Annotated in this window: 12 protein-coding genes; all 12 read left to right on the top strand. The window is 72.0% G+C overall.

Features of this window, described 5'->3' with window-relative positions; all coding sequences use genetic code 11:
- Nucleotides 1–15: 15 nt before the first annotated feature.
- The 12 genes from ACWGJ2_RS08760 (at nucleotide 16) to ACWGJ2_RS08705 (ending at nucleotide 17,217) form a co-directional block, all read left to right on the top strand.
- Nucleotides 16–3,279, top strand: a complete 3,264-nt coding sequence (locus ACWGJ2_RS08760; RefSeq protein ID WP_453345272.1) for a Na+/H+ antiporter subunit A — start codon at nucleotides 16–18, stop codon at nucleotides 3,277–3,279.
- On the top strand, nucleotides 3,276–3,920 hold the full coding sequence (locus ACWGJ2_RS08755; protein WP_453345271.1) for a Na(+)/H(+) antiporter subunit C: 645 nt from the start codon (nucleotides 3,276–3,278) through the stop codon (nucleotides 3,918–3,920). Before ACWGJ2_RS08760 ends, ACWGJ2_RS08755 begins: the two co-directional genes overlap by 4 nt.
- Nucleotides 3,921–3,969: 49 nt before the next feature.
- Nucleotides 3,970–5,778 carry a Na+/H+ antiporter subunit D gene (locus ACWGJ2_RS08750; protein WP_453345270.1) on the top strand — a complete coding sequence of 603 codons (1,809 nt, stop codon included), beginning with the start codon at nucleotides 3,970–3,972 and terminating at the stop codon, nucleotides 5,776–5,778.
- The gene (locus ACWGJ2_RS08745; protein ID WP_453345269.1) at nucleotides 5,775–6,404 is read left to right on the top strand and encodes a Na+/H+ antiporter subunit E; all 630 of its coding nucleotides are present in this window, start codon (nucleotides 5,775–5,777) and stop codon (nucleotides 6,402–6,404) included. Before ACWGJ2_RS08750 ends, ACWGJ2_RS08745 begins: the two co-directional genes overlap by 4 nt.
- Nucleotides 6,392–6,808, top strand: coding sequence for a monovalent cation/H+ antiporter complex subunit F (locus ACWGJ2_RS08740; protein ID WP_453345268.1), 417 nt, complete (start codon nucleotides 6,392–6,394; stop codon nucleotides 6,806–6,808). The genes ACWGJ2_RS08745 and ACWGJ2_RS08740 overlap by 13 nt, the downstream gene beginning before the upstream one ends.
- Complete coding sequence (gene mnhG, locus ACWGJ2_RS08735; RefSeq protein WP_453345267.1) at nucleotides 6,805–7,233, top strand: monovalent cation/H(+) antiporter subunit G; 429 nt, start codon at nucleotides 6,805–6,807, stop codon at nucleotides 7,231–7,233. Before ACWGJ2_RS08740 ends, mnhG begins: the two co-directional genes overlap by 4 nt.
- A 106-nt stretch (nucleotides 7,234–7,339) precedes the next feature.
- Complete coding sequence (locus ACWGJ2_RS08730) at nucleotides 7,340–8,119, top strand: VIT1/CCC1 transporter family protein (RefSeq protein ID WP_453345266.1); 780 nt, start codon at nucleotides 7,340–7,342, stop codon at nucleotides 8,117–8,119.
- A gap of 305 nt (nucleotides 8,120–8,424) precedes the next feature.
- Nucleotides 8,425–13,020: a glutamate synthase large subunit gene (gltB, locus tag ACWGJ2_RS08725; RefSeq protein WP_453345265.1), complete on the top strand. Its 4,596-nt coding sequence runs from the start codon at nucleotides 8,425–8,427 to the stop codon at nucleotides 13,018–13,020.
- Nucleotides 13,013–14,473, top strand: coding sequence for a glutamate synthase subunit beta (locus ACWGJ2_RS08720; RefSeq protein WP_453345264.1), 1,461 nt, complete (start codon nucleotides 13,013–13,015; stop codon nucleotides 14,471–14,473). The genes gltB and ACWGJ2_RS08720 overlap by 8 nt, the downstream gene beginning before the upstream one ends.
- A gap of 233 nt (nucleotides 14,474–14,706) precedes the next feature.
- Entirely contained in the window at nucleotides 14,707–15,657 is a 951-nt protein-coding gene (locus tag ACWGJ2_RS08715; protein WP_453345263.1) for a hypothetical protein, read from the top strand.
- The gene (locus ACWGJ2_RS08710; protein ID WP_453345262.1) at nucleotides 15,654–16,367 is read left to right on the top strand and encodes a hypothetical protein; all 714 of its coding nucleotides are present in this window, start codon (nucleotides 15,654–15,656) and stop codon (nucleotides 16,365–16,367) included. Before ACWGJ2_RS08715 ends, ACWGJ2_RS08710 begins: the two co-directional genes overlap by 4 nt.
- Nucleotides 16,348–17,217: an inositol monophosphatase family protein gene (locus ACWGJ2_RS08705; RefSeq protein WP_453345261.1), complete on the top strand. Its 870-nt coding sequence runs from the start codon at nucleotides 16,348–16,350 to the stop codon at nucleotides 17,215–17,217. The genes ACWGJ2_RS08710 and ACWGJ2_RS08705 overlap by 20 nt, the downstream gene beginning before the upstream one ends.
- Nucleotides 17,218–17,237: the final 20 nt, after the last annotated feature.

Raw genomic sequence — 17,237 nt, 5'->3', positions numbered from 1 at the left:
GTAATTCTCTGCATTGTGCTGTGGCTGATCCTTCTCCACTGCGCAGCCGCGTGCTGTGCCGGGCCGCTCGTGCGGTGGCTCGGACCGCGCGCCTTCGCGGTGCTCGCGCTCGTGCCCGCCTCCGCCGCGATCTGGGCGGCGGTGCGGTACGCGGACGTCGTGGACGGCCACACCCCCACCCAGACCTGGGCCTGGATCCCCGCCCAGGGCGTCCACCTCGCGCTGCGCTGTGATCCGCTCGCGCTGCTGATGACGCTCGTCGCGGGCGGCGTCGGCGCGCTCGTGATGGTCTACTGCGCGGGCTACTTCCGTGCCGACGAGCCACGGCTCGGCCGCTTCGCAGGGACGCTCACCGCGTTCGCCGGTGCCATGCTCGGCCTCGTACTGGCCGACGATCTGATCGTCCTGTACGTGCTGTGGGAGCTGACCACGGTCTTCTCCTTCCTCCTCATCGGCCACAACCCGGAGCGCAGGACCAACCGGCGCGCCGCGCTCCAGGCACTCATCGTGACCACCCTCGGCGGACTGGTCATGCTGATCGGCTTCCTGATGCTGGGTCACGCGGCGGGCACCTACCGGATCTCCGCGCTCGTGGCCGACCCGCCCCGCGCGAGCGTGGCCGTCTCCGTCGCGCTGGTCCTCGTCCTGGTCGGGGCGCTGTCCAAGTCCGCCGTGTGGCCGTTCAGCTTCTGGCTGCCAGGGGCGATGGCGGCGCCGACCCCGGTCTCCGCGTATCTGCACGCGGCTGCCATGGTCAAGGCCGGGATCTACCTGGTCGCACGGCTCGCGCCCGCGTTCTCCGACGTCGTGCCCTGGCGGGCCACCGTGCTCGTGCTGGGCGCGGCCACCATGCTGCTCGGCGGCTGGCGGGCGCTGCGCGAGACGGACCTCAAGCGGCTGCTCGCCTTCGGCACCGTCAGCCAGCTCGGCTTCCTCACCCTCCTCGTCGGCGACGGCAGACGGGACGCGGCCCTGGCCGGGGTCGCGATGCTGCTTGCCCACGCGCTCTTCAAGGCGCCGCTGTTCCTGACCGTCGGCATCATCGACCACGCGACGGGGACCCGCGAACTGCCGAAGCTGTCCGGGCTCGGCCGCTCGATGCCGGGCGTGTGCGCGCTCGCCGTGCTCGCGGGCCTGTCCATGGCGGGGCTGCCGCCGCTGCTCGGCTTCGCCGCGAAGGAAGCGGCCGTCGACGCGCTGCTGCACGGCGGAACGGTTCAGCACGCCGCCCTCGCCGCCGTGGTGGCCGGATCCGCGCTGACCACCGCCTACACCCTGCGCTTCCTGTGGGGCGCCTTCGCCCGCAAGCGGGACGCGCCTGACACCCCGCTGCGGGCCCGTACCGGCGCGTTCCTCGCCGTGCCGCCCGCGCTCTGCGCGCTCGCCGGACTCGCGCTCGGGCCCGGCGTCTCCCTGCTCGACCCGCTGCTCGCGCGCTACGCCGACACCTTCCACGCGCCGGACGGCAAGCCTTTCCACCTCGCGCTGTGGCACGGCTTCGGGCCCGCGCTCGCGCTGTCCGCCGTCTCCTGGGCCCTCGGCCTGCTGGTCTTCTTCGCCGTACGGCCGCTCGCCGCGCTCGGGGAGCGGCTGGCCGCCGTGGACGGCGACCACCTCTTCGCCCGCTCGCTCTGGGCCCTGGAGCGGCTCTCGCTCCAGATCACGGGCGCGGTGCAGCGCGGTTCGCTGCCGGTCTACCTCGGCACGGCCCTCGCGGTGCTGGTCGGCGCGCAGGCCGTGGCCCTCGCCGTCGACCGCCCGTGGGACCACGTCACCTCCGTGCGCGTCTACGACTCGGTGCCCCAGCTCGTCGTCGCGGCCGCGGTGTGCGTCGTCGCGGTGCTGTGCGTGCGGGCGCGGCAGCGGATGAAGGCCGTCGTGCTGGCCGGGGTCACCGGCTACGGGACGGCGGTGCTGTACGTGCTGCACGGGGCGCCGGACCTCGCGCTGACGCAGTTCGCCGTCGAGACCGTGTCCGTCATCGTCTTCGTACTGGTGCTGCGCAGGCTCCCGGCCCGGTTCCCCGACGGGGCGCGCGCCGGGTGGATGCGGCGCGTGACGCAGCTCGTCTTCGGGGTGGCGGCGGGCGCGTTCGCCGCCGGGCTCACCTATCTGGCCGCCTCGGCGCGGATCGCGGAGCCCGCGGGGCCCGAACTCGCCGAGGCCACCGCGCACGACGGCGTGAAGAACGTCGTCGCCACGACGCTGGTGGACCTGCGTTCCTGGGACACGATGGGGGAGTCAGCGGTCCTCGCCGTCGCCGCCGTCGGGGTGACCAGCCTCGTCTATCTGCGGCGCAGGGCCGGAACCCCCGCGCTGCCCATAGCGACGCGCGCGGGCGTCTCGGTGCACGGCGCGCCCGGCACGGCTGCGGGCGGCGGGACGGCCGACCCGGCAGCCGGGGCGGGCGTCACGGAGACGACCGGGTCCACGCGGGTGGTGCCGGCGGCGGAGGAGAGGGTGCGTCCTGGACGGGCGACCGCCGCTCCCCTTTCTGACGGGGCGTCCGGTGCTCCTCCGTCAGCGGCGCCCGGTGACGGCTCACCTGACGGCGCGTCCGGCCCCTCCGCTTCCCCCGGGTCCGGTGACGGCGGCGCCTTCGGCGCGGTGCCGCGCGACAAGCGGGACGTGTGGCCCGTCGCCGGTACGAGGGTGGGCGCGCCCCGCGCCGTACGGGGGATCGCCGCGCCGCGCCGCACCTGGCTCGCGGCCAGCTCCACGCTCGCGCCCGAGCGCAGGTCGGTCATCTTCGAGGTGGTCGCCAGGCTGGTCTTCCACCCGATCGTGGTGCTCTCCCTCTACCTCCTCTTCTGCGCCGAGAACCTGCCGGGCGGCGGCTTCACCGCCGGCCTGGTCGCGGCCCTCGCGCTGGCCGTGCGCTACCTCGCGGGCGGACGGCACGAACTGGCCGCAGCCGCGCCCGTCGACGCGGGCTTCCTGCTCGGGCTCGGGCTGCTGACGATGACGCTGACGGGGCTGGGCGGGCTCGTCCTCGGGGACGCCGTGCTGGCCGCGGGCAAGATCGAGGGCGAGCTGCCGCTGCTCGGCCACTACCACCTGGCCAGCCCCGTGCTGTTCGACGTGGGCGTCTATCTGCTCGTCCTCGGCGTCGTCCTGGACGTCCTGCGCAGCCTCGGTTCCGAGGTGGACCGGCGTGTGGAGCGGGAGTTGAGCAAGGAGGCCAAGGCGAGGAAGCGGCGCGAGCGCGCACGCGCACAGCAACGGGAGCCGGAACCGGGCCTGGAGCCGGGGCCCGGAGCGGGAGGTGGCGGCCGATGACCGAGACCCTGGTACTGGTGATCGCGGGCGGCACGCTCTTCGCCGCCGGCACCGTACTCCTGCTGAGCCGCCCCCTCACCCGCATCCTGCTGGGCGCCGTGCTGCTGGGCAACGGCGTCAACCTGCTGCTCCTCGCCAGTTCGGGCCCCGCGGGACAGGCACCGCTGCTGTACCCCGGTTCGGACCGGGAGAAGATGGCCGACCCGCTGCCCGAGGCGTTCGTGCTCACGGCCATCGTCATCACGCTGGCGCTCACCGCGTTCCTGGTGACCATGGCCTACCGCGCCTGGCAGCTCTCGGGCAACGACGACGTGCAGGACGACGTCGAGGACGTCCGCATCGCCCGTCGCGCCGACTACGTCGAGGAGCGGGACCGGCTGCGCGCCAAGTACCACGAACGCCGCGACGCCTACCGCGCGCTGGTCAACGCCGAGGAGGAGCAGGAGGCCAGGGAGCGCAAGGCGTACCAGCAGCTCGGCAAGGCGCGGGACCAGTACCGCGAGATGCGGCGCAGGGCGCGGGCTGAGTCGCGCGCCGAGTCGCGTGCCCACAGGGCGCGCCAGGCACGCGCGGAGGAGACGGCGGAGGAGACCGCCGAGGAGGACGACCTGTGGGAGACGATCCTGGGAGCCGACAGATGAGCGCCGTGCCCGCCGCCTCGCGCCGCCCCCGCACCGGGGGAGGGGCGTCATGAGCGGCGCCGCACCCGCCGCCGCGGCCTCCGTCGCCTCGGCCCTCGTGCCGCTGCCGGTGATCCTGCCGCTGGCCGCAGCGGGGCTGAAGCTGGCCATCGGCCTGCGCCTCCAGCGCACGCAGCGCGTCATCAGCGCGACGGTGCTCGCGATCGTGCTCGTCGTCTCGCTCGTGCTGCTGTTCGTCGCGGACAAGCACGGGCCGCAGGTGATGTACGCGGGCGGCTGGGCGCCCCCGGTCGGCATCGTGCTGGTGGCCGACCGGCTCTCCGCGCTGATGCTGGTGGTCTCCTCGGCCGTCACGCTGTGCGTGCTGCTCTACTCGATCGGGCAGGGCATGGCGGACCGCGAGGAGGCGACGCCGCTCTCGGTCTTCCACCCCTCCTATCTCGTGCTGGTCGCCGGGGTCTCGGACACCTTCCTGGCCGGTGACCTGTTCAACCTCTACGTCGGCTTCGAGATCATGCTGACGGCCAGTTATGTGCTGCTGACCCTCGGCGGCACCATCGCGCGCATCCGCGCGGGCGCCACGTACGCCATCGTCTCGCTGCTGTCCTCGGTGCTGTTCATGGCGGCCGTCGCCATGGTCTACGCGGCGACCGGCACCGTGACGATGGCCGAGCTGCCCGCGCGGCTCGACGAACTGCCCGAGGGCGTGCGGACGCTGGCGCAGATCGCGCTGCTGACGGTGTTCGCCATCAAGGCCGCCGTCTTCCCGCTGGCCGCGTGGCTGCCCGACTCGTATCCCACCGCGCCCGCGCCCGTCACCGCCGTCTTCGCCGGACTGCTCACCAAGGTCGGGGTCTACGCGATACTCCGCACGCAGACCCTGCTGTTCCCCGGCGGCAGGCTCGACAACGTGCTGATGGTCGTCGCGCTGCTGTCCATGGTCGTCGGCATCCTGGGCGCGGTCGCGCAGACCGACCTCAAGCGGCTGCTGTCCTTCACCCTGATCAGCCACATGGGTTACATGGTGTTCGGCATCGGGCTCGCCTCGGACGAGGGGATCGCGGGCGCCGTCTTCTACGTCGCGCACCACATCACCGTGCAGACCACGCTGTTCCTGGTCACCGGGCTCGTGGAGCGGCGCGGCGGCTCCACCGACCTGATGCGGCTCGGCGGTCTGGCCACCCTTTCCCCGCTGCTCGCTGTGCTCTTCTTCATCCCCGCGATGAACCTCGCCGGGATCCCGCCGCTCTCCGGGTTCCTGGGGAAGCTGGGGCTGCTGCGCGCGGGGGTCGCCGACGGCGGCGTGCTGGCGTACGCGCTGGTCATCGGCGGGACGCTGACCAGTCTGCTCACGCTGTACGCCGTGGCCAAGGTGTGGAACCTGGCGTTCTGGCGGGCCGCGCCGCCCGAGCTGTACGCCGTGGGCACGGTCATCGACTCCGAGGAGACCGACGAGGAGACGGACGAGGCCGAGGCGGAGGCGGAGGCCGCCACGACGGCGGGCGACGGCACCGGACCCGTCGACGGAACGGGATCCGTCCCGGTGTCCGCCGGCGGCACGGCGGCCGAGGCGGCACCGGGCACCGCCACCACCGGCGCGGCGGCAGGCACGGCGACGGGCACCGCGACCGACGTCGCGCCCCGCCCCATGGGCCACGCCGAGGCGGCGACCTTCGGCGGGCAGGCCATCACGACGACCAGTTCGCTGCCCGTCGGCATGGTCTGCTCGACGGTGGCGCTCGTCGTGTTCGGGCTCGGCTTCACGGTGCTGGCGGGGCCGCTGTTCGGGCTCACGGAGCGGGTGGCCGACGAGCTGACGGACCGTTCCCCCTATGTGACGGCGGTGATGGAGAGATGACGGCCCCTCACCGGGCCCGACGGGGCCCGCGCGGGCGGCTGCGCGCGACACAGTGGCCGATGGTGGCGGGCCTGACCGTGCTGTGGGTGCTGCTGTGGGGGACGGTCTCGCTGGCGAACGTGCTCAGCGGAGTGCTCGTCGGCGTCGTCGTCTGCGTGCTCTTCCCCCTGCCGCCGATCGAGACCCAGGCGCGACTGCGCCCGCTCGGACTCCTGCGCTTCGCCGGGCGGTTCGTCGCCGACATGGCCGTCTCCAGCTGGCGGCTCAACCGCTACATCCTCGCCCCCGGCGTTCCGGCCTGCGCGGTGCTCGGGGTGCGCATGCGCTGCCCCGGCGACCTGATGCTGACGGCGACCGCTGTCGCCGTCTCCGCCGTGCCGGGCAGCACCGTGCTGGAGGTGCACCGGGCCAGCGGCACCCTCTACCTCCACGTCATGGGCGCATCCGAGGACGCCGAGCGGGACCGGGCACGGCGCGAGGTGCTGCGTCTTGAGCGGCGGGTGGTGCGTGCCTTCGGCACGCGGGCCGACGTCGAGGCGATCGAGGAGTCCGAACGGGCGGAACGTGCGGAGCGGGCGGAACGTGCGGAACGGTCGGAGAGGGAGGCGGGAAAGTGGACGACGTGATCCTGATGATCGTCGCCGGGCTGCTGCTCGTCTCGGGCTGCCTGGTGACGGTCCGCCTGGTGCGGGGCCCCTCGACGCTGGACCGGGCCGTCGCGCTGGACGCGCTGGTGGCGGTGATGATGGCGGGCATCGGCGTGTACACGGCGGCGCAGCGCGTCGGGTACTACCTGCCGGTGCTCCTGGTGCTCTCCTTCCTGGGCTTCACGGGGTCCGTCGGCGTCGCCCGGTTCATGGCGCTGCGCGACGAGGCGGGCGGCGAGGACGTCGACGAGAACACGGACACGGGCACGGAGCCGTCCGCCACGGAGCCGCCGGCGGAACCGGCGTCCACGGTGCAGTCCACGCGGCCGTCCACGGAGTGGACAGCGGGCGGCGGCCCCGCCGGAGAAGGGGGGCAGCGGTGAACTGGGAAGGCGTCGCCGACGCGGTCGGAGCGGTCTTCATGCTGGCCGGTGCGCTGCTGTGCCTGGTGGCCGGAATCGGCCTCGTGCGGCTGCCCGACGTACTCACCCGGATGCACGCGGCCACCAAGCCGCAGGCGTTCGGGCTGCTGCTGGTGCTGATCGGCGCGGGGCTGTGGCTGCGCAGTGCCATCGACCTCGGCACCCTGGTCCTCGTCGGGCTCTTCCAGCTCCTGACCTCGCCCGTCGCGGCCCATATGGTCGGCCGCGCCGCCTACCGCACCAACAGGCTGGATCGCGAGCACCTCGTCGCCGACGAGCTGGCCGAGACCTTCCGCGAGGCGGGCGAGGCGGAGGAAGCGCAGGCGGCGGCGGAGGCGGCGGCCCGCGAGGGCCCTCGTGGCAAAGCCGCTGGTCGGGACGGTTAGTACGGCCTTCCTTGCTAGCGCGGGGTGGAAATGCGGGCGTACCTTCGAAGTGTTGGGAAAGATGGGTATCCGCCCTTCATCCCTTCGGAAGGGAGCGCACAGCATCATGACCACCGTGATCACCGTGACCGACGACGCGCGTCAGCACACCGAGGCCACCCCGGATGTCACCGCGCCCGGTGAGGACGGCTCCACCGCCGTCACGCACACCCACCGCGACGTCAACGGCGGCTGGCTGCGCCCCGCCGTCTTCGGTGCCATGGACGGTCTGGTCTCCAACCTCGGCCTGATGACGGGCGTGGCGGGCAGCTCCGCCTCCTCGCAGACCGTGGTGATCTCCGGGCTCGCCGGCCTCGCAGCCGGTGCCTTCTCGATGGCGGCGGGTGAGTACACCTCCGTCGCCTCGCAGCGCGAGCTGGTGCAGGCCGAGCTGGAGGTGGAGCGCCGGGAGCTGCGCCGCCACCCGGAGGACGAGGTCACCGAGCTGGCGGAACTGTACGTGTCCCGTGGTGTGGACCCGGAGCTGGCCCGTCAGGTCGCCGAGCAGATGCACCGGGACCCCGAGCAGGCGCTGGAGATACACGCCCGCGAGGAGCTGGGTGTGGATCCGGCCGATCTGCCCTCTCCGACGGTCGCCGCGGTCTCCTCCTTCCTTTCCTTCTCGGTCGGCGCCATCATGCCCGTACTGCCGTATCTGGCCGGTGCGGCCTCGCTGTGGCCCGCGGTGGCGCTGGCGCTGCTGGGACTGTTCGTGTGCGGTGCCGTCGTGGCACGGGTGACGGCGCGGCCGTGGTGGTTCAGCGGTCTGCGTCAGCTCGCGCTGGGTGGTGCCGCGGCCGCTGTGACGTACGGGCTGGGCACGGCCTTCGGAGTGGCTGTGGGCTGAGTCATGGCGCGTGTTCAGGACGGCGCGGCATGATCTCGGTGTTACTCGACGGTTTCAGTTTGTTCAACGGTGGGCAGAAGCCGGAAGGCCCGCGAGCAAAGAAGCCCGCGCTGGCCTGCGAGATCACGGGTTCTGAGGGAGTCTTCCCTTCGTATCGCAACCAGGTGCACCGTCCGCATCCTGGAATATGGCATCCACTTTTCGGGAAGTGGGCCATCATGTAACCTGCACGAAAATTTGTTCCTGCAGAGGGCCAACGTCGTCCCTCGGCACTCACAACTGCCACGACGACGACGGGAGAGCCGATGCGTGCTGCGTCTCAGGCGGCCCACCCTGCCAAGCAGGGGATGTACGACCCCCGGTACGAGCATGACGCCTGTGGCGTCGGCTTCGTGGCGACACTGACGGGTGAGGCCAGCCACGACCTCGTCGAACGCGCGCTGACCGTCCTGCGCAACCTGGAACACCGCGGTGCCACAGGCTCCGACCCCGACACGGGCGACGGCGCGGGCATCCTCCTCCAGGTTCCGGACGCCTTCCTGCGGGAGACGGTCTCCTTCGCGCTTCCCGAGGCCGGTTCCTACGCCGTCGGTATCGCCTTCCTCCCGAATGACGAGACGGAAGCCGCGGCTGCCGTCTCGGAGATCGAGACGCTGGCCGCCGAAGAGGGCCTGGACGTCCTCGGCTGGCGCGACGTCCCCGTGGCGCCGCAGCTCCTGGGCTCGGGCGCCCGCGAGACCATGCCGTCGCTGCGCCAGCTCTTCGTGTCCGCGGCCTCCGGCGCCGACGCCGAGGCCGCCTCCGGGCTCGCGCTGGACCGGCTCGCCTTCGTGCTGCGCAAGCGCGCCGAGCGCGAGGCGGGCGTGTACTTCCCTTCGCTGTCGTGCCGCACCATCGTCTACAAGGGCATGCTGACCACAGGGCAGCTCGAACCCTTCTTCCCCGACCTGTCCGACCGGCGGTTCGCCACCGCCGTCGCGCTGGTGCACTCCCGCTTCTCCACCAACACCTTCCCGAGCTGGCCGCTGGCCCACCCGTACCGCTTCGTCGCGCACAACGGCGAGATCAACACGGTGCAGGGCAACCGCAACTGGATGCGGGCCCGCGAGTCCCAGCTCGCCTCGGAGCTGTTCGGCCCCGAGGGCGAGAAGCTGAACCGGATCTTCCCGCTGTGTACGCCCGGGGCCTCCGACTCGGCCTCCTTCGACGAGGTGCTGGAGCTGCTGCACCTCGGCGGGCGTTCGCTGCCGCACTCCGTGCTGATGATGGTCCCCGAGGCGTGGGAGAACCACGACTCCATGGACCCGGCCCGGCGCGCCTTCTACCAGTACCACTCCACGATGATGGAGCCCTGGGACGGCCCCGCCTGCGTCACCTTCACCGACGGCACCCAGGTCGGCGCCGTTCTCGACCGCAACGGTCTGCGTCCAGGGCGGTACTGGGTCACCGACGACGGCCTCGTCGTCCTCGGCTCCGAGGTCGGCGTCCTCGACATCGACCCGGCGAAGATCGTCCGCAAGGGCCGCCTCCAGCCGGGCCGCATGTTCCTCGTGGACACCGCCGAGCACCGCATCATCGAGGACGACGAGATCAAGGCGACGCTCGCCGCCGAGCAGCCGTACCAGGAGTGGCTGGAGGCCGGGCTCATCAAGCTCGCCGACCTGCCCGAGCGCGAGCACATCGTGCACACCCACGCCTCGGTCACCCGCCGCCAGCAGACCTTCGGCTACACCGAGGAGGAGCTGCGCGTCCTGCTCGCGCCGATGGCCAAGATGGCCGCCGAGCCGATCGGCTCGATGGGCACGGACTCGCCGATCGCGGCGCTCTCCGAGCGCCCGCGGCTGATCTTCGACTACTTCACCCAGCTGTTCGCGCAGGTCACCAACCCGCCGCTGGACGCCATCCGCGAGGAGCTGGTGACCTCGCTGCACTCGTCGCTCGGCCCGCAGGGCAACCTGCTGGAGCCGACGGCCGCCTCGTGCCGCAGCGTCACCCTGCCCTTCCCGGTGATCGACAACGACGAGCTGGCCAAGCTCATCCACATCAACGCCGACGGCGACATGCCGGGGCTCAAGGCCGCCACCCTCTCCGGCCTCTACCGGGTCGCCGAGGGCGGCAAGGGCCTGTCCGAGCGCATCAAGGCGATCTGCGCCGAGGCCGACGCTGCCATAGAGGCGGGCGCCCGGCTCATCGTGCTCTCCGACCGGCACTCGGACGCCGAGCACGCGCCGATCCCGTCGCTGCTGCTCACCTCGGCCGTGCACCACCACCTCATCCGCACCAAGCAGCGCACCCAGGTCGGGCTGCTGGTCGAGGCGGGCGACGTGCGCGAGGTGCACCACGTGGCGCTCCTCATCGGCTACGGCGCCGCCGCGGTCAACCCGTACCTGGCCATGGAGTCCGTCGAGGATCTGGTCCGCGCGGGCACCTTCCTGCCCGGCGACATGGACCCCGAGCAGGCCATCCGCAACCTGATCTACGCACTGGGCAAGGGCGTGCTCAAGGTGATGTCCAAGATGGGCATCTCCACCGTCGCCTCGTACCGCGGCGCGCAGGTCTTCGAGGCCGTCGGGCTCGATGAGAGCTTCGTCGACACCTACTTCCACGGCACGACGACGAAGATCGGCGGCGCCGGCCTCGACGTCATCGCCAAGGAGGTCGCGGCCCGGCACGCCAAGGCGTACCCCGCCACCGGCATCGCCCCGGCCCACCGCGACCTGGACATCGGCGGCGAGTACCAGTGGCGCCGCGAGGGCGAGCCGCACCTGTTCGACCCGGACACGGTCTTCCGCCTCCAGCACTCCACCCGCTCGCGCCGCTACGACATCTTCAAGCAGTACACCGAGCGCGTGAACGAGCAGTCCGAGCGGCTGATGACGCTGCGCGGCCTGTTCCAGTTCAAGTCCTCCGGCGAGGCGGCCCGCGAGCCGATCTCCATCGACGAGGTCGAGTCCGTCAGCGACATCGTCAAGCGCTTCTCCACCGGCGCCATGTCCTACGGCTCCATCTCACAGGAGGCCCACGAGACGCTGGCCATCGCCATGAACCAGCTCGGCGGCAAGTCCAACACCGGCGAGGGCGGCGAGGACCCGGAGCGGCTCTACGACCCGGCGCGGCGCTCCAGCATCAAGCAGGTCGCCTCCGGGCGGTTCGGCGTGACCAGCGAATACCTGGTCAACTCCGACGACATCCAGATCAAGATGGCCCAGGGCGCCAAGCCCGGCGAGGGCGGCCAGCTCCCCGGCCACAAGGTCTACCCCTGGGTCGCCAGGACCCGGCACAGCACGCCCGGCGTCGGCCTCATCTCGCCGCCGCCGCACCACGACATCTACTCCATCGAGGACCTCGCCCAGCTCATCCACGACCTGAAGAACGCCAACCCCCAGGCGCGCGTTCACGTCAAGCTGGTCTCCGAGGTCGGCGTCGGCACCGTCGCCGCCGGTGTCTCCAAGGCGCACGCCGACGTGGTGCTCATCTCCGGGCACGACGGCGGCACCGGCGCCTCGCCGCTCACCTCGCTCAAGCACGCGGGCGGCCCCTGGGAGCTGGGTCTCGCCGAGACCCAGCAGACGCTGCTGCTCAACGGGCTGCGCGACCGCATCGTCGTGCAGACCGACGGGCAGCTCAAGACGGGCCGCGACGTGGTCATCGCCGCGCTGCTCGGCGCCGAGGAGTTCGGCTTCGCCACCGCGCCGCTCGTCGTCTCAGGCTGCGTCATGATGCGCGTGTGCCACCTGGACACCTGCCCGGTCGGCATCGCCACCCAGAACCCGACCCTGCGCGAGCGCTACAGCGGCAAGGCCGAGTTCGTCGTGAACTTCTTCGAGTTCATCGCCGAGGAGGTCCGCGAGATCCTCGCCGAGCTGGGCTTCCGCACCCTCGACGAGGCCATCGGGCACGCCGAGCTGCTGGACACCTCCCGCGCCGTGGACCACTGGAAGGCACGCGGCCTTGACCTGGCCCCGCTGCTGCACGTGCCCGAGCTGCCCGAGGACGCGGCCCGCCACCAGGTCGTCGGCCAGGACCACGGCCTGGAGAAGGCGCTCGACAACCAGCTCATCAAGCTGGCCGCCGACGCCCTTTCCGCCGACACCCCCGAGTCGGCGCAGCCCGTGCGCGGGCAGGTCGCGATCCGCAACATCAACCGGACCGTGGGCACCATGCTCGGGCACGAGGTGACGAAGAAGTTCGGCGGCGCGGGACTGCCCGACGACACCATCGACATCACCTTCACCGGCTCCGCGGGCCAGTCCTTCGGCGCCTTCGTCCCGCGCGGCATCACACTGCGCCTGGAGGGCGACGCGAACGACTACGTCGGCAAGGGCCTCTCGGGCGGCAGGCTCGTCGTCCGCCCCGACCGTGGCGCCGACCACCTCGCCGAGTTCTCGACGATCGCGGGCAACACCCTCGCGTACGGCGCGACCGGCGGCGAGATGTTCCTGCGCGGCCGGGTGGGCGAGCGCTTCTGCGTCCGCAACTCGGGCGCGACGGTCGTCTCCGAGGGCGTCGGCGACCACGGCTGCGAGTACATGACGGGCGGTAAGGCCGTCATCCTGGGCGAGACGGGCCGCAACTTCGGCGCGGGCATGTCCGGCGGCACCGCGTACGTCATCGACCTCGACCCGGACAACGTCAACATCGGTCTGCGCGACGCCGTGGACGAGCTGGACGACGACGACAGGAAGTGGCTGCACGACGTGGTGCGCCGCCACCAGGAGGAGACCGGCTCGACCGTGGCCGAGAAGCTCCTCGCCGACTGGGACTCGGCAGTGACCCGCTTCAAGAAGGTCCTGCCGTCCACCTTCAAGGCCGTGCTCGCCGCCAAGGAAGCCGCCGAGCGAGCGGGACTCTCCACGAGCGAGACCCACGAGAAGATGATGGAGGCGGCGACCAATGGCTGACCCCAAGGGCTTCCTGACCACCGACCGCGAGGTCGCCGAGACCCGTGCGGTCGAGGAGCGTGTCAAGGACTGGAACGAGGTCTACGTCCCGGGCTCGCTGCTGCCCATCATCAGCAAGCAGGCCGGGCGCTGCATGGACTGCGGCATCCCCTTCTGCCACCAGGGCTGTCCGCTGGGCAACCTGATCCCCGAGTGGAACGACTACGCCTACCGGGAGGACTGGAGCGCGGCCAGTGAGCGGCTGCACGCCACCAACAACTTCCCGGAGTTCACGGGCCGCCTGTGCCCCGCGCCTTGCGAGTCGGCGTGCGTGCTGGGCATCAACCAGCCGCCGGTGACCATCAAGAACGTCGAGGTCACCATCATCGACAAGGCGTGGGACCGGGGGGACGTCACCCCGCAGCCCCCGGAGCGCTTGTCGGGCAAGACCGTCGCCGTCATCGGCTCGGGCCCGGCCGGTCTCGCGGCGGCGCAGCAGCTCACCCGCGCGGGCCACACCGTCGCGGTCTACGAGCGCGCCGACCGCATCGGCGGGCTCCTGCGCTACGGCATCCCCGAGTTCAAGATGGAGAAGCGGCACATCAACCGCCGCATCGAGCAGATGCGCGCGGAGGGCACCAAGTTCCGCACCGAGGTGGAGATCGGCCGCGATCTGGACGCGCGGAAGCTGCGCAAGCGGTACGACGCCGTCGTCATCGCCGCGGGCTCCACCACCTCCCGCGACCTGAAGGTCCCGGGGCGCGAGCTGAACGGCATCCACTTCGCGATGGAGTACCTGCCGCTGGCCAACAAGGTGCAGGAGGGCGATCTGACGGTCTCCCCGATCAGCGCCCAGGGCAAGCACGTCGTCGTCATCGGCGGCGGTGACACCGGCGCCGACTGCGTCGGCACGGCACACCGCCAGGGCGCGGCCTCCGTCACCCAGTTGGAGATCATGCCCAAGCCGGGCGAGGAGCGGAACCCGAACCAGCCCTGGCCGACGTTCCCCATGCTCTACAAGGTCACCTCCGCGCACGAGGAGGGCGGCGAGCGGGTCTACTCCGTCAACACCACCCACTTCGAGGGCGACGAGGACGGCAACGTCCAGTGGCTGCACCTCGTCGAGGTGGAGTTCAAGGACGGCAAGCTGGAGCAGAAGCCGGGCACCGAGCGGAAGATCCCGGCCCAGCTCGTCACCCTCGCCATGGGCTTCACCGGCATCGACAAGGACAACGGCCTCGTCGAGCAGTTCGGCGTCGAGCTGGACGAGCGCGGCAACGTGGCCCGCGACGCGGACTACGCCACCAGCGTCGACGGCGTCTTCGTCGCCGGTGACGCGGGGCGCGGCCAGTCGCTGATCGTGTGGGCCATCGCCGAGGGCCGCTCGGCGGCCAAGGGCGTGGACCGCTACCTCACGGGCGCCAGCGCCCTCCCGGCCCCGATCCGCCCGACGGACAGGGCACTGGCCGTCTGACCGTACGGTCGGCCCGGCCCGTCGGACGACGGACCGTCACACTTCCGTACAGCGTCGTGCGGACACACGCGGTGCTTTCCCTCAACCCCGACCGAGGGAAGGCACCGCTGTGTCGTACGGGACCGGACCGTACGGGCCGTACGGGATGCCATGCGCACGACACCCGGGGCCGCCTGGCCAGCGCACCCCGCTGACTCCTACGATGCTGGTCACTGACGGGGAGGGAACTACCGGTGGCACAGCGGGTGGGACGCGTCGAGACGAGCGTCGCGTGGGTGATCAGGAACCTGGACGTCGTCATCGCCGTCGGGCTCGGCCTGACGATCGGCTTCCTCGACGTGTTCGGCGACGTCGTCAGCGACGACGTCTCCTCCGGCGCCACGCTGCTGGTGCTCGGCGCGCTGGCCGTCGGCTCGATGAGCGAGCGACTGCGCCGCATGTCCGACATCCGCGAGGCGTCGGCGGAGACCCGTCGCGCCCTGGAGGACCTCGCCATGGTGCGCTCGCTCTCCGGCGACGAGGTCGGCGACGCACTGGAGACGGCCAGGCAGCAGACCAACCGCTGGTACTTCAAGGGCGGCACGGGCACCTATCTGCGCGCCGTCACCCTGCCCCGCTGCGTGGAGGCGGCCACCAGGCAGCGCGCCCAGCTCAGCGTGAAGATCGACATCATCAACCCGGGTGACGAGCAGACCTGCTCGGCTTATGCGCGCTTCCGGCAGACCTTCGCCCGCCAGCGCAACGTCGCGGCTGCCGACGCCTGGACCACCGACCGCACCCGCAAGGAGGCGTACGCCACCGTCCTCGCCGCCTGCTGGTTCCGGCAGCGGCTGGACACGCTGGAGATCAGCGTCCACCTCTCCTCCGGCGTGCCGACGCTGCGCTTCGATCTCTCCGAGTCCTGCCTGATCATCACCCAGGACGACCCCAGCCGCGTCAACCTCCTCGTCGCACGGGACCAGCCGCTCTACGACTACTACGTGACCGAACTGCACCAGAGCAGGGAGCAGGCCGTCCGCCTCGACCTGCGGGGCATCCCCTCCCTGAGCGAGGAGCCCACGGTGGACGAAGTACGCACGGTCTTCGACGAGTTGGGCCTGCCCCTCCCCGCCGTCTTCACCGACGGCGACGTCGGCGAGATCATTGGAAAGGCCCTGCACGCCGAGGATCCCTACCGGAGGTGAGACGCCTCGGGCGCGGCACCATGGACTACGACAAGCTCGAACACGCGCTCCGGCACGACCCGGAAGGCGCGGCCCCCGCCGAGCTTCGCGCGAGCGTCGTCGGCGCGCTGGAGGACATCGCCTCCGGCGCACGGCCGCTGCGCGCGGTACGGCACCCGCTCGGCTTCCTCTGCCTGCCGCTCCTGCGCGATGGCGCGCTCGGCATCTGCCTCCACCTCTTCGAGAGCGGCGGAGCCGGCGGTGCCGACGGCGCGCCCGTCGAACCGCTGGCCGCGCCCATGCACGCGCACAGCTGGGAACTGCTCAGCCACGTGCTCTACGGCCGGGTCGCCAACCTCCCCGTACGGGTGACGGAGGACGCCGCGCGGCCCACGCACCGGATCTACGAGGTGCGCAGCGAGCCCGGCGGCGTCGACGAACTGCTGCCCACAGCGCGGCTCGTGCGCGGCGAGCCGGGCCCTGAACACACCAGCTCGGGCGGAGAGACCTACGCGATGGCGGCGGGCGAGTTCCACGCCACCGTCGTCGCCAAGGGCAGCCCCGCCGCGACACTCGTGCTCGGCAGATCCCTGCCGGGCCGCTCCGACCTCTCCCTGGGACCTCTGCACGGCGACCGTCACCGCATGGTGCGGCGGCTGTGCGGGGCAGGCCACACCGAACGGACCGTGCGCACCGCACTCAGGAGGATCCATGCCGAGCAGTGTGACTGACGGGGACACGGACGACGCGGGGCGGCCTTACGCGCGCGAGCAGCGGGTGGCCGTCGCGGCGGCCGAGGAAGCGGGGGCGCTGCTGCGCGCCCGCTTCCGCGAGGCCCACGCGGTGGGCGAGAAGGGCGACGACGGCGACGTCGTCACGGACCTCGACCTCGCGGCAGAGAAGGTCATCCTCGCCCGCCTCCAGACCCACTTCCCGCACGAGCGCATCCTGTCCGAGGAGGCCGGGCTGTTCGACGCGGTGGGCGAACGCACCTGGCTGGTCGACCCGTTGGACGGCAGCAACAACGTCGCCATAGGGCTGACCGCCTACGCCGTGGGCATCGGCCTGTGCGTCGACGGGGCGCCCGTCGTCGGCGTCGTCCACGAGCCGGTGACCGGCGCCACCTGGCGGGCCGCGCTCGGCGGGGGCGCCTACGGCGCCTCGGGCAGGCTGACGGGCCCGGCCGCGCCGGTGCCCAGGTCGGGGCCCGTGCTCGCCTGGACCCAGGGGCACGCGGTGGGCCGCGGCGACCCGACGGCGACGGCACTGCGCGGAGCGCTGGAGCGGCGCTCGCGGCGGGTGCTCCAGTTGTGGGCGCCGCTGCTGGGCTGGACCATGCTGGCGCGCGGCACGATCGACGGCTACGTCGGCTACCGCGCCGAGGGCATCGACTTCCCGCCGGGCGCGCTGCTCGCGGCCGAGGCGGGCGTCGAGTTCCGCACGCTGGACGGCGGCCCGTTCCGCGTGGGCTTCAGCGGCCCCGACACGAACCGCAGCTTCGTCGCGGCCCGGCCAGAGGCGGTCCCGCTTCTGCTGGACATGGTGGCGGAGGCGGGTACGGGGCGGGGCGGCGTGGGGTGAGGGTGCGGTTCCCCGCGCGT

It is taken from the genome of Streptomyces sp. NPDC054796, from assembly GCF_053611545.1.
The sequence above is the reverse complement of the archived record's forward strand: the minus strand, read 5'-3'. Positions and strand labels throughout refer to the sequence as shown.